The sequence below is a fragment of the Candidatus Hydrogenedentota bacterium genome, assembly GCA_018005585.1.
GTDB lineage: Bacteria > Hydrogenedentota > Hydrogenedentia > Hydrogenedentales > JAGMZX01 > JAGMZX01.
Window position 1 is genome coordinate 1 of record JAGMZX010000171.1, and the last position, 12,002, is coordinate 12,002.

Sequence of the window (12,002 nt, forward strand, 5' to 3'; positions counted from 1 at the left end):
ATCGCCGCTGTAAGACATCGATACCGTGAACGACAGACTCGTCGTCCCTGGAATCAACCACCCGTTCTCGTCAAGGCCCGTCACCGTACGCTCCATCACCATCTGACCCCACACCGGAAACGCGGCGAGTAGCCCGAGAAAGAGCAAAGGCAGACACAGCCTGACCGTCCTGCCGTTTTGCCATGCCCCGGTAGCACGAGATTGCGAGTTCATCAGAAGAGCCTCCATTTTAAACCCACTGGCGCGGGTATTCCCCAGCGTTTGTTCTGCAACACCCATTATACACTCATAATGGCCACGCCACCGCAGGAACACTGCGAAGCACGAACCACACGGTCACGTGGCAACTCCCATAAAACCCTGATGGATACAGGCATACACTATCACGATGCCCGTTGTCAATGCCGCGTGTCAACAGACTTTTTCACGGAACGGGCTCAAAGTGCCGAATGGCCAGGATATTGTCCACGGATTCCTCTGCAAAAACGGCCCGAACACGCATGCCGACATGAGCACAGGCGGGGTCGCCGCAGTTCAACAGGTGCGAAATGCACGAATCCGCGCCGTCCAGACGAATCAAGGCAAGCACATAGGGCGGTTCTTTGGGCTGGTAGGGTTCCCGGTACCGGATAACGGTGAAGCCGGTGACCGTGCCTTCGGGGCCCACCTCGACCCAGTCCTGGTCCAGACGTTCGAAGGTCCGTTCGCAGGTCTGACGGGGCGGTACAACGGTCCTGCCGGACTTGGCGCCGCGCACTCCGAGAATCTTCTTGCCGTCGCGAAGCGCCAGGAGGAACCGGCTGCCGACCGCCCCGGCAAAATACTGGTACGGCAGGGCCATCTGCCCCTCAATAATGAAGCAATCATTGGGTTCGCCGGTCATTCCATACTCTCCTAGTCAACGAGTTCGAAGTGTTTAATGTCTTCCATACAACCACTCCGTTCTTCATTGAACACCGCGCGCACGCGCGCGCCGCGGCGCACCTTGCCCAGGTCCGGCGCGTCCAGCAGATGCCAGAGCGGCGAATCCGCGCCTGCGCCGTCCAGGTCGACCCAGCAAATCACGTACGGGACATCGCGCGTCTCGCCAGTGAGCGGATCCGGGCTCGCGTAATACACGACGTCAACATCGCGGATGACGCCCCCCGGCCCGACTTCGACCCATTCGGTGGCTTCCTGATGGGAAACGGCATCAACCTCGCGCGGCGGCAGCAGACAACGCCCACCCGGCACGCGCACGGCCATGATTCGCCGATTATCCCGCAATTCGGCCAGGAACCGGCCCATGATCGGGCCTGTCGCGAACCGTTGCGGAATGCTTAACACCTGCCGCGAGACAATGAGTTCCTGTTTCTCTTTTTCAGGCATGTCGCACCTCTCCCGGCGCCGGTTTTTCCTTCGCGAGCAGCATGAGCACCGTCCAGAGCGTCCCTCCGAAACCGGAAGCCAACGCGCGCCGGACCGGTTTCGGGACCTGGTGGCTCCCGGCGGCGCCGCGCACCTGCATCGCGGCCTCCGCAACGCGCACAAGCGCCGTCGCGCCGATCGGATTGCTCGCCTGGACGCCGCCCGAGGGATTCAGCGGAAATGCGCCGTCGAGCCGAATTTCGTCGTTCTCGACCATTTTCAGGTGCTCATCGCCTTCGAGCAGGAGGAATTCGCGCAGCCAGTCGAGCCCCCACCAGGCGGACGGGTCGTACATCTCGAACACGTCGATGTCGCGGCGCGGGTCAGTGATGCCGTTCCGGCTGTAGAGCCGTTCCGCCGCAACACGCATGGTCGTCTTCTCCTGGCTGAACAGGAGCGTCTCTTCGCGATGGACCGTCTCATGGTCGATAATCCACGCGGGCGTGGCGCGGAACTGGTCGACCTTGTACTCCGCGACGAACAGGACCGCGCAGGCGCCGTCGCTCTGCGAACACATGTGCAGCATGCGCAGCTCGCCTGCCAGTGGCGGCGAGTTCTCCGCCATTTCCTTGATGAAATTCCGGTCGAGCCCGAGACGCCGGTGCGCTTTCTCATTAAGCATGGCGTGCTCGTCCATGATGGTGCGCATCTTCATTGCGGCGTATTTCGCGCGGTCTTCGCCGAATTCGTCGATGACCGCCTGCGCGGTGGTGCCGGTCAGCGCGCCGGTTTGGATGCTGCGCCCCCAGAGCGGGTCGGCCATGTTCGTAATTCCGCCGGTCGTATGACCCTCCTGGAGCTTCTCGAAACCGATGGCGAGCACAACGTCGTGCAGCCCCGACGCGACGAGGTTGTCCGCGGCGCAAGCGAGCGTGATGCCGGTGGTGCCGCCTGTGGTCAGGCGCAGTCCCGATTTGCCCCACACGCCGCTGCCGAGCGTGTGCCACATGTCCGGCTGGTGCACCATCTCGAATAGCTCCATGTTGCCATGGAGCACGCAGTCCACGTCATCAAGCGTGACGCCCGCGTCGTCGAGCGCTTCGACCACGGCTTCGTGGATCATTTCGGGCTGGTTCACTTCCTCGCGATGACTGGAGAAGCGGGACATGCCGCTCCCGATGATCGCGACGTTCCGGCGTTTACGCTTCATGAACTTTCGTCCTTCCCTACGCTTCCAACACGACCGCGACCTGCAATTGCCCCGCGGGGCCACAGCAGCCGTGCGCCAGCCCGCGCCGCGCGCCCGCCACCTGCCGTTCACCGGCATCACCGCGCAATTGCAGCGCCACCTCCGCCACGCGCGCCATGCCGCCCAACATCAGCGGGTTGCCCGCGAGCATGCCTCCGGAGCGGTTCACGTTGTGGCGGTCCGGCCCGTGCTCCGCGAGCCACGCCGCGCCGCATCCCGCGCCGCACAAGCCGAGGCCTTCGGCCCACTGGGGCATGTGATGGGCATACTGGTCGCACAACTCGACAACGTCGAACGCGGTTTTCGGGTCCTGGACGCCGGCCATGCGGTAAGCGCGCGCGGCGGCCCGCTCCAGCGCGAAATTCCCCGCCAAGTCGCGTTCGCCGAGGTAAAAGCTGTCGTAGCAGTTGCCGAGTCCCGTCACCCAGACCGGCTTGTCCGTGATCTCGCTCGCACGTTCCTCCGAGGCGAGGACCATTGCGGCGGCCCCATCCGTCACGGGGTACATGAAGAGTTCGCGGATGGGGTCTGCCAGCATCCGCGAAGCGAGCACCTGGCCGCGCGTCAGCGGGTTGGCGTCGCGCGCGACGGGGTTTTTCGCCGCCCATTGCCTGGAACGCACAACAACATCGGCCAGTTGTTCCTCTGTCACGCCGCTCCTGCGCAGGTAGGCGTCCGCCTGCAGCGCCGCGGCGGCCAGATAATCCAGGCCGACGGGCCGCGTGAAGAAGGGGTCAAATGCCAGGTGTGTTACCGTGTTGCGGCTCTTGGCCTGCGATTCCTTGCAGTGCCCGGCCAGCAGCACGATATCGTGTTTGCCGGACAAGAGGGTCGATACGGCGTAGTAGACACCCTGCGCGCCGTCGGAATCGACCTTTTCTTCAGAGCCGAAATGAGCCCCGACCACGTCGGTGACGGCGCTGTCCGAGATCGTGCGCGCATCAAACACGTCGTTCGAGACCGTCACCGCCGCCTCGATTCCGCCGTCGCCGAAGCCGAGCCCGGTTTGTTCGCGCACTTGCTTGACGACTTCCCAGACCATGCCTTGCATGCGGACATCCCTTTTGTCCGCCTCGTACTTTGTCTGGGCAACCGCACAGATAGCGACTCGCCTCGTCAAAATGCCTGTCCTCCGTTCCCCTGCGCGCCCGCAACGGCGGTCACAGGGCGACATGCGCCCACGTCTGCTGCCGCGCGGTGGCGCCGTATTGTATGGACACCCGCCCGCTCTTGACAGCGCGCAGAATGGCGTCATGTTCCCGCGCCGCGGCCACGGTGACCCAGGCGCGCCCGCACATTTCGAGCGTGTGGCTGTCGTCCGAAGCGACCTTCGGCAGGGCAATGGCCGGGATGTCGTATTCGGGCGTGTAAAAGCCTTTTGCGGTCACCTCGATCGCGTGCAGCGGCATATTCTGCTCAACCAGCGCGATGCGTTCAAGCACCTGCGGCACCGTATAGCCGTATTCCGCCGGATGATTGAACACTTGCAGCGTCTCCTCCCGGCCCCGGATCACATTCACGTGCACGTATCCGCGCACGAAAATCGTCTTCTCGACCCCCTTGTAAACCAGCATGCCCTCAAACACGTCGGGAATCGCCGCGTAGGCGTCCGGCTTCATAAGAAAATCGTGGTCCGTAAGCGCCACGAAATCAAAACCCAGCTCGTGATAGGCGCGCAGCGCTTCCTCCGGGGTAAGCTGCCCATCGGAGCACGTCGTATGCGCGTGCAGCGCGCCTTTGAGCCCTTGCGGCGCGGCGGCGCTCATCCCACCTGCCGCATCATGTACATCACCTTCCACTGGCCTTCCTGGCATACCTGGTCGCGGTGATTAAGCACCTTGACGTCATAGATGACCACGCCAAGCCCCGGCTTGCTCGTGGCCCGCTTGGACGCGACCTTCTGCACCACGCGGATGGTGTCGCCGATAAACACGGGGTTCCGGAAGTCCCAGGCCAGGCCGAGAAACGCAACCAGCTTGTGCTGTTCCGCGCCGGGATTGCGCGCGACGAGGCCGGAAGCGATTGACAGTCCCAGCAGGCCATGGGCGATCCGCTGACCGAAGGGCGTATTCTTTCCAAATTCCGCGTCCGTATGCAGTGCGTTGAAATCACCGGAAAGCCCGGCGAAATTGACGATGTCCGCTTCCGTGACGGTTCGGGCCGGCGATACGGCCTCACCGCCTTCCTGCAAGTCTTCAAAATAGATGCCATCCGATGCGTTCATTACCGCATGCCTCCGATGCCTCGCTTGACCAGTTCTCTTACGATGATGAGCCGTTGGATTTCCGAAGTGCCGCCGCCGATGGTGCCGACGCGCGCGTCGCGCAGCATGCGCTCCACCTCGTACTCCTGCATATACCCGTAGCCGCCGAGAATCTGGATGGCGTCGTTGCACGCCCGCTGGCACATCTCCGTGGCGAACAGTTTCGCGTAGGACGCCTCGGCGCTGCAGTGGGCGCCCTGATCGCACAGGACCGCGGCCTTGTGCGTGAGCAGGCGCGCCGCTTCGATGTTCATGGCCATGTCGGCAAGTTTCTCCGCGACCATCTCGAACATGATAATCGGCTGACCGAACTGGACGCGTTCCTGCGCGTATTTGAGGGCGCGGTCGAGGGCCGCGCGCGCGCCGCCGACGCCCATCGACGCGCCGACCGTCCGCTCAACATCGAGCCCGCCCAGCAGGATGCCCAACGCGCGGTTCTCGCCCTGGACCAAGTTCGCTGCCGGGACACGGCAGTCCTCGAAGAACACCTCTGAAGTCGGTGAACCGCGCATACCCATCTTCTTGAATGGCTTGCCGACCGTGATCCCCGGCGTATCCATGTCTATGATGAACTGGCTCAGGCCGCGTGGGCCCGCTTCCTTATCCGTGCGCGCATAAACCAGCAACACACCCGCCACGGCCGCGTTCGTAATGAATGTCTTGCTGCCGTTCAGCACGTAGACATCGCCCGCGCGCACGGCGGCCGTCTGAAGCCCGAGCGCGTCCGAACCGGCCCCCGGTTCCGTCATGGCGATGCCACCGAGCACCCTGCCCGACGCGAGGTCCGGCAGGTACTTGGCTTTCTGTTCGTGCGAGCCGTTGCAGGCCAAATTGTGGCAGCACAGCGTCGCGTGGGCAAGGAAGGACAGCGCCGTCGAGGAACAGGCGCTCGCGATCTCTTCCATGACCACGCACATGGTGAGCACATCGCCGCCGACGCCGCCGTATTGCTCCGGCACCAGCAACCCAAGCAGACCGAGTTCGCCCATCTTGCGAAAAGTCTCGGCGGGAAAGCGTTCTTCCTCGTCCACCTGGCGGGCCAGCGGGGCGATTTCGGTCTGGGCGAACCGGCGCACCATGGCCTGCATCTCGCATTGTTCGTCGGTGAGGCGAAAATCCATGCTGGCTCCTCTGAAGTGCCAAAGGTGCGGCGTTTCCCGTGCGGCCGCGGCGGCGGCAGTCTACCATGCCCGTGGGGAGGCGTCAACGCGCGCAGACCTTGTTTTCGCATTGCGGGCCGGGCCGCCAGGATGGTAGATTCTCGCGGGACGGCGGCCGCGCGCCGCCGCGGGGTCGAAGGAACACGCATGAAAGCGATCATCATGGCAGCGGGCGAATCAACGCGCACCGCCCCGCTGACGTTAACGCGCCCGAAAGCGCTCTTGCCCGTCATGAACCGGCCCATCCTGGCGCATCAACTCGACGCGCTGGCGGGGCTGGCGGAGAGCGTTGTCATCGTGGTCGGTTACCGCGAAGACATGATCCGCGAGCGGTTCGGCGCCGAGTTCGAGGGGATGCCGCTGACCTATGTCTCGCAACGGGAACGACGCGGCACAGGCCACGCGGTGCTGCAATGCGCGGACCTCATTGACGGACCGTTTCTCGTCATGAACGGCGACGACCTGTACGACCGGCGCGACCTCGCGCGCGTCGCGGCGATGGAGCAGGCCGCGCTCGCGCTGACGGTGCAGGACCCGCGCCCCTATGGCATCTACGAGGTGCGCGGCGATGGCCGCGTCGTGCGCCTCGTCGAGAAACCGAAGGAAGTCTTCTCCAACCTCGCCAATATAGGCGTGTACAGGTTCACGCCAGAGGTATTCGACGTGCTGCGCCGGACCGGGCCGTCCGAACGCGGTGAAATCGAGATTACGTCCGCCGTGCAGACACTGGCCGCAACCGGGGACTTCCGCGTCGTCCGAGCCGAGGGTCATTGGCTGCCCATCGTTTACGCGTGGAATCTGCTCGACGCGAACGCGTTCTGGCTCGAACATTTCCTGCGTCCGGAGAACCACGGCGAGGTCAGCCCGGCCGCGCATCTCTCCGGCGTGGTACACGTCGGCCGCGGCACGGTCATCCGGCCCGGCGCGGTCATCGACGGGCCCGTCTACATCGGCGACCGCTGCGAGGTCGGGCCCAACTGCTGGCTGCGCCCCGGCGCGACCCTGTGCAATGGCTGCAAAGTCGGCCAGGCCAGCGAGATCAAGAATTCGATTCTCATGGACGGCGCAAAAGCGCCGCACCACAACTACGTCGGCGACAGCATCCTGGGCGAAGGCGCCAACCTCGGCTGCGGCACCGTCACCGCAAACCTGCGGCATGATGCTTCCCCGCAAAAATCGCTCGTCAAAGACCAGTTCGTGGATACGGGCCGGCGCAAGCTGGGCGCGATCCTCGGCGACCATGTCCATACGGGCATTAACACCTCGGTCTATCCCGGCCGCAAGCTCTGGCCCCACACGACGACCCGCCCGGGCCAGATTGTCGATCGCGATATCATCGCCTAGCCAAGAGAGGGAGTTCGCTCCGGCGGACGGGACGCGCCCGGCCCCATTTCCTTTTCGTGACCGCCGTGCCTCCGTGTGCGGCTCCTTGGCCCGTCTTACACTCAGATACCCGCACACGGGGTCTATCGCGGACAGGCTGAACGCTGTGCTGCAGGCAAGCGCACCGGGGGGTATCGCGGCATGGCGCGGCACCCCGGCAGGAATGTTATAGTACGCGCTGGCGCCGCAAGGCAGGGCGCGGAAGGAGCTCATGTTCACGTTGCCGGAGTACGGCCGGGTCGTCGGCCTCGACGTGGGCGAGGTGCGCACCGGCGTCGCGGTCAGCGACCCGATGCGCATGATCGCGTCGCCCCACGACACCATCGCGATGGGTTCGCCCGAGGCAAATATCGAAGCGGTGCGGCGGGTCGTCGCGGCGACGGAAGCGGTCTGCCTGGTCGCCGGGGTGCCGCTGGACCGGGAGGGCAAACCGGGCCCGCAGGCGCAGAAAGTGCTGGCGTTTGTGGAACAACTGCGCGCCGCTTTGGATATACCCGTCGAGACGGTGGACGAGCGGTTTTCGACGGCGGGCGCGGAACGCGCCCTGCGAGCCGCGGACGTCCGGGGCCGGAAACGGCGCGGCGTGATTGACAAGGTCGCCGCGGCGGATATTCTGCGGACATTTCTGGACCGGCTGGCGGCGCAGGCCGCGGCCGCGAGAAGGAACCACGAGCCGTGAGCGACGCGAAGGACGGGCGCGAGCCGCGCAAGCGGGGACGGTTTCATCTGTGGCTCGTGCGCGTCGTGCTGCTGGCGTGGGTCGTGGCGGGCCTGCTGGGGGTCGGGGTCGGCTTTGTCGCGCTGATCGTATACGAACATGCGACCCAGCCAGGCATCCCGGGCGCGCCGGTGACGTTCACCGTGCCGGAAGGCGCGACGGGCCAGCAGGTCGGGGAACTGCTCGCGCAGGCAGGCTTGATCGACCATGAGATCTTCTTCCGCATCGCACTGAAGCGCGACGGCACGAACACGCCCATCCGGCACGGCGTCTATGAACTGGCCCACGGCCTGAGCGCGCTGCAATTGCTGCACGCGCTGTATGAAGGGCCCGCGCGCCCGCTCGACGTGGACCGGTTCCGCGTGACCATCCCCGAGGGCATGTCGTTAAGACAGGCGGCCACGCTGTTCGAGGACCCGGCGGCGTTTCTCGAGGCCGCGCGCGACCCCAACCTTATCGCGGAACTCGGCGTGCAGGTCCCGACGCTCGAAGGTTTCCTCATGCCGGACACCTACTTCTTCGACCGCGAACCGTCCGCCGCCGACCTGGTCGGGCGCATGTTCCGCCATTTCCAGGAGACTTACGCCCGCCTCTCGCGCGACGTGCCCGCCGTGGACCCGCTGACTGTTGTGACGGTCGCCTCGCTGGTCGAGGAAGAGGCCAAGGTCGACCAGGAGCGCCCGGTCATCGCGGCGGTCATCTACAACCGGCTCGACGCAAGCATGCCCCTGCAAATCGACGCGACGCTCCAGTACGCGCTCGACAAGTACGGGCAGCGTCTGCTCGACGCCGACAAGGAAAGCGATTCGCCCTACAACACCTACAAAAACGCGGGTCTGCCGCCCGGACCCATCGCCAGCCCCGGCGAGGCCAGCCTGCGCGCCGCGTTCCAGCCGGCCAACGTGCCTTACCGGTATTTCGTGTCGAACGCGGACGGGCGCACCCACACCTTCAGCAGCACGCTGGAGGAACACAACCGCGCCGTGGCCCGCTTCCGCCGCGATATCTCCGTGCAGCGCCGGGCGCTGGAAGCGCAATCAACGCCCTGACCTGACTCCCTTGCGCCCATCAGAACACGAGTCTTGCGCGAATTTCACATTCAGATTCCTTGTTGACAAATCCGGACTCGGTTCCTAATAATTAGCGAAGAGGTCAGCATTGGGAGCGCCATGAACATATCATCACGTTGCGAATACGCCTGCCGGGCCGTCATCGAACTGGCCATGCACCACGAAGCTCAAGACACGGTCACGTCCGTGGCCATTGCGGAGAAAAGGCACATTCCAGAGAAGTATCTGGTCCATATCCTCCTGCAATTGAAGCGCGCGGGAATAGTCCGCAGCGTACGCGGGGCACAGGGCGGCTACATGCTGAGCCGGCCCGCCGAGCAGATTACCCTGCTCGACATCGTGCAGGCCATAGACGGGCCCATTCTCGACCCGCTGCCGGTCGATGACACCCAATCGGAAGAACTGCGGCCGGCCTGGCGCAGGGTCGCGCGGCGCATCGAGGAATCGCTCAAGGGCACGACGGTGCGCGAAATCGCCGACGGCGCGGGCGCGTCGGAGATGTATTTCATCTAGGTCCTTGCAGTTTCCGCCGGAAAACCGCTATTCTAGGGGGGGGAAACGCATTGATTTTCCATGAAAGGACCGCCATGAGTATCACCCATCCCAACGAACCGGAGGGGAACCGTCTGCGCCGCGAAGCGGATGCCGTGATTGGCCGCGGCCTGAACACCTATACGCCTACCCAGGCCGTCGTGGAACGGGCAGCGGGCTGCATGCTCTGGACGGTGGACGGGCGCCGCCTCATAGATTTTGCGTCCGGGGTATTGGTCGCCAATCTCGGCCATGCGCACCCCGGCTTCGAGTCGCGCTACCAAGCGTACCGGCAGGGCCTGCCGCACAACGCGTACAACCTGACGACCCGGCCGCTCATCGAGGCGTCGCGCAGGCTCATTGCCAGCTTCGGATATCCCAAGGCCCAGAAGATGCTCTGGGCCGCCAGCGGCTCGGAGGGCATCCAGAAGGCCATGTGGTGCGCGCTGCATCGTCACCCGGAGCGGCCCGTCATGCTGGCGACACGCGGAGGCTTCCATGGCAAGAAGGGCCTCGCAGGAGATGTCAGCGGCGAGAAAAGCGCCAACCCTGACGTCCGTTTCCTTTCGTTCCCGCTGGATGACACGCTGACCCCGGCCGCCGTCGAAAAGGAGCTTGCCGCGGTCGCCGCCGAGTCTCCCAACCGCATCGCGCTGCTCATCACGGAGCCCTATCTGGGCGCGAAAGGTTCGTATCACCCGCCCAAGTGGTATCATCGGCTCTTGCAGGACTGGTGCTCGGCGCAGGACGTGGCGTTCATCTTCGACGAGGTGCAATCCTGCCATGGGCGTACCGGCAACATGTACGGATTCCAGACCTACGGCGTGCAGCCCGACCTTGTCGTGCTGGGCAAAGGTCTGGCCAATGGCGTGTCTGCCGCGGCTGTCGTGGGCCGCGCCGATCTCATAGACACACTGGACTATGCGGAAGGTTCCGATACCTACAGCGCCAACCCGGACGCCTGCGCCGCCGTTTGCGCCGTGCTGGATGTCTTTGAGGAAGAACGTATCGTTGACAACTGCCGCAAGATGGCGCCGATCATGGGTGAATGGTTGCGCGCACTCACCGGCAAGTTCCCGTTCGTGAAAGCCGTACGCGGCGAAGGTCTGGTTTACGGCGTGGAAATTGCCGACGCCGAAACGGCCAACCGTTGCGTACTCGAAGCCTATTACGGCACCCGGGACGCCGGCGTGCACTTCCTCGGGCCGCTGGCTCAGAAGGTGCTGCGCGTCAGCCCGCCGCTGGTAATCACCGAATCGGAACTCGACGAGGCCTTTGCGATCATCGAGGCTTGCTGGGCGCGCATCTGACTTCCATGCGACTTGCGGCGGGACCGCGAAATGTTGTAACAAGACGAAATCAGCGAGTCTGCTCAGGTTCGTGCGAAGATGTGCCGACGAATATGGGCAGGAACACGTGGACCGGCCATGGCTTCTTGCGAATACGAGGCATTAGCGGCGTCGACCGGGCGTTAGGGGGCCCTCGAACGCGCGGAGAAGCTGTCGGCGATTGCGAGGGAGAGCGTATATGGCCACTTACGAGTACCACGCAATTCGAGCCGAGGGCAATGAAGAGAAGTCATTCGTGGGCGGCGTAGTCATCGCCAAGGACCGGCATGACGCCAAGGCCAAGCTGCGGGAACACGGCCTGAAAGCGACCATGCTCAAGCAGGCCACGGGCGTCATGGCCGTGCTCAAGTGGTTCGAAGCCGATATCCGGTAAATCGCGTATTCTCCGCCGCCGCATGCCACGAGGCCGCATCGCCGCCCCGGTGGAACTCGCGCGGGCGCACGTAGTACATTTCCGCGCATGGAAGCAGCAGTCCGCGGCCGGGTGAGGGGGATGAATCCATTTCAGCCCAGATATCACGCCTGTTGCCGCTACAACGCGGCGAAGAGGCGCGCATTACAATGAGGCTGGCCTTTGTCATACCCGTTTTTAACGAGCGCGAAACCCTCGAACCGCTGGCCGCGGGCATTGCCCGTCACGCTTCGCCGCACGAGTACCAGATACTATTCGTCGATGATGGCAGCGCCGACGGCTCATATGATGTTTTGCGGTCCCTCCACGAGCGAGACCCGCGTGTAGGCCTGCTCAAGCTGCGCAGGAACTACGGCAAGACGCGCGCGCTGGCCGCGGGCATCGCATGTGCCGAAGGCGACGTCCTCATCACCATGGACGCGGACCTGCAGGACGACCCGGAGGAAATCCCCCGCCTCCTCGCGAAACTCGACGAAGGATACGACGTCGTCTGCGGCTGGAAGGCCGACCGGCACGACCC

The 12,002-nt window shown here is 64.3% G+C and carries 15 protein-coding genes; 7 read left to right on the top strand and 8 right to left on the bottom strand.

The features are described 5' to 3' along the window. The 8 genes from KA184_20680 to KA184_20715 form a co-directional block, all read right to left on the bottom strand. Positions 1-213 (bottom strand): hypothetical protein (locus KA184_20680; protein MBP8132003.1); only part of this gene is annotated, 213 nt, incomplete at its 3' end. 211 nt (positions 214-424) lie between these two features. Next, on the bottom strand, positions 425-883 hold the full coding sequence (locus KA184_20685; GenBank protein MBP8132004.1) for a Zn-ribbon domain-containing OB-fold protein: 459 nt from the start codon (positions 881-883) through the stop codon (positions 425-427). Between the two features lie 11 nt (positions 884-894). After that, the gene (locus KA184_20690) at positions 895-1,368 is read right to left on the bottom strand and encodes an OB-fold domain-containing protein (GenBank protein MBP8132005.1); all 474 of its coding nucleotides are present in this window, start codon (positions 1,366-1,368) and stop codon (positions 895-897) included. After that, positions 1,361-2,557, bottom strand: coding sequence for a thiolase family protein (locus KA184_20695; protein MBP8132006.1), 1,197 nt, complete (start codon positions 2,555-2,557; stop codon positions 1,361-1,363). Before KA184_20695 ends, KA184_20690 begins: the two co-directional genes overlap by 8 nt. A gap of 16 nt (positions 2,558-2,573) precedes the next feature. Further along, entirely contained in the window at positions 2,574-3,647 is a 1,074-nt protein-coding gene (locus KA184_20700; GenBank protein ID MBP8132007.1) for a thiolase family protein, read from the bottom strand. A 109-nt stretch (positions 3,648-3,756) separates the two neighbouring features. Then, the gene (locus KA184_20705) at positions 3,757-4,362 is read right to left on the bottom strand and encodes a hypothetical protein (protein MBP8132008.1); all 606 of its coding nucleotides are present in this window, start codon (positions 4,360-4,362) and stop codon (positions 3,757-3,759) included. Continuing rightward, the gene (locus tag KA184_20710; protein ID MBP8132009.1) at positions 4,359-4,820 is read right to left on the bottom strand and encodes a dehydratase; all 462 of its coding nucleotides are present in this window, start codon (positions 4,818-4,820) and stop codon (positions 4,359-4,361) included. Before KA184_20710 ends, KA184_20705 begins: the two co-directional genes overlap by 4 nt. Next, complete coding sequence (locus tag KA184_20715; protein MBP8132010.1) at positions 4,820-5,980, bottom strand: acyl-CoA dehydrogenase family protein; 1,161 nt, start codon at positions 5,978-5,980, stop codon at positions 4,820-4,822. The genes KA184_20710 and KA184_20715 overlap by 1 nt, the downstream gene beginning before the upstream one ends. A 186-nt stretch (positions 5,981-6,166) precedes the next feature. On the opposite strand from KA184_20715, the gene KA184_20720 reads away from it, so the two are divergent. The 7 genes from KA184_20720 to KA184_20750 form a co-directional block, all read left to right on the top strand. Continuing rightward, complete coding sequence (locus KA184_20720; GenBank protein ID MBP8132011.1) at positions 6,167-7,363, top strand: NTP transferase domain-containing protein; 1,197 nt, start codon at positions 6,167-6,169, stop codon at positions 7,361-7,363. A gap of 250 nt (positions 7,364-7,613) precedes the next feature. Further along, the gene (gene ruvX / locus KA184_20725) at positions 7,614-8,081 is read left to right on the top strand and encodes a Holliday junction resolvase RuvX (GenBank protein ID MBP8132012.1); all 468 of its coding nucleotides are present in this window, start codon (positions 7,614-7,616) and stop codon (positions 8,079-8,081) included. Beyond that, positions 8,078-9,169 (top strand): endolytic transglycosylase MltG, encoded by a 1,092-nt coding sequence (mltG, locus tag KA184_20730; protein MBP8132013.1) that lies wholly within the window; start codon positions 8,078-8,080, stop codon positions 9,167-9,169. The genes ruvX and mltG overlap by 4 nt, the downstream gene beginning before the upstream one ends. Before the next feature lie 120 nt (positions 9,170-9,289). Continuing rightward, complete coding sequence (locus KA184_20735) at positions 9,290-9,703, top strand: Rrf2 family transcriptional regulator (protein MBP8132014.1); 414 nt, start codon at positions 9,290-9,292, stop codon at positions 9,701-9,703. A gap of 74 nt (positions 9,704-9,777) precedes the next feature. Beyond that, positions 9,778-11,031, top strand: coding sequence for an aspartate aminotransferase family protein (locus KA184_20740; GenBank protein ID MBP8132015.1), 1,254 nt, complete (start codon positions 9,778-9,780; stop codon positions 11,029-11,031). A 217-nt stretch (positions 11,032-11,248) separates the two neighbouring features. Further along, a complete protein-coding gene (locus KA184_20745) occupies positions 11,249-11,443 on the top strand; it encodes a hypothetical protein (protein ID MBP8132016.1) in 195 nt (64 codons plus the stop codon). Between the two features lie 188 nt (positions 11,444-11,631). After that, positions 11,632-12,002, top strand: a 371-nt coding sequence (locus KA184_20750) for a glycosyltransferase family 2 protein (protein ID MBP8132017.1), incomplete at its 3' end; no start/stop codon positions are given.

Coding starts and splice junctions, on each gene's coding strand:
- KA184_20745 (MBP8132016.1), top strand. CDS start 11,249: ATGGCCACTTACGAGTACCACGCAATTCGAGCCGAGGGCAATGAAGAG.
- KA184_20735 (MBP8132014.1), top strand. CDS start 9,290: ATGAACATATCATCACGTTGCGAATACGCCTGCCGGGCCGTCATCGAA.
- KA184_20720 (MBP8132011.1), top strand. CDS start 6,167: ATGAAAGCGATCATCATGGCAGCGGGCGAATCAACGCGCACCGCCCCG.
- ruvX (MBP8132012.1), top strand. CDS start 7,614: ATGTTCACGTTGCCGGAGTACGGCCGGGTCGTCGGCCTCGACGTGGGC.
- KA184_20740 (MBP8132015.1), top strand. CDS start 9,778: ATGAGTATCACCCATCCCAACGAACCGGAGGGGAACCGTCTGCGCCGC.
- KA184_20695 (MBP8132006.1), bottom strand. CDS start 2,557: ATGAAGCGTAAACGCCGGAACGTCGCGATCATCGGGAGCGGCATGTCC.
- KA184_20705 (MBP8132008.1), bottom strand. CDS start 4,362: ATGAGCGCCGCCGCGCCGCAAGGGCTCAAAGGCGCGCTGCACGCGCAT.
- KA184_20690 (MBP8132005.1), bottom strand. CDS start 1,368: ATGCCTGAAAAAGAGAAACAGGAACTCATTGTCTCGCGGCAGGTGTTA.
- KA184_20700 (MBP8132007.1), bottom strand. CDS start 3,647: ATGCAAGGCATGGTCTGGGAAGTCGTCAAGCAAGTGCGCGAACAAACC.
- KA184_20710 (MBP8132009.1), bottom strand. CDS start 4,820: ATGAACGCATCGGATGGCATCTATTTTGAAGACTTGCAGGAAGGCGGT.
- KA184_20685 (MBP8132004.1), bottom strand. CDS start 883: ATGACCGGCGAACCCAATGATTGCTTCATTATTGAGGGGCAGATGGCC.
- KA184_20715 (MBP8132010.1), bottom strand. CDS start 5,980: ATGGATTTTCGCCTCACCGACGAACAATGCGAGATGCAGGCCATGGTG.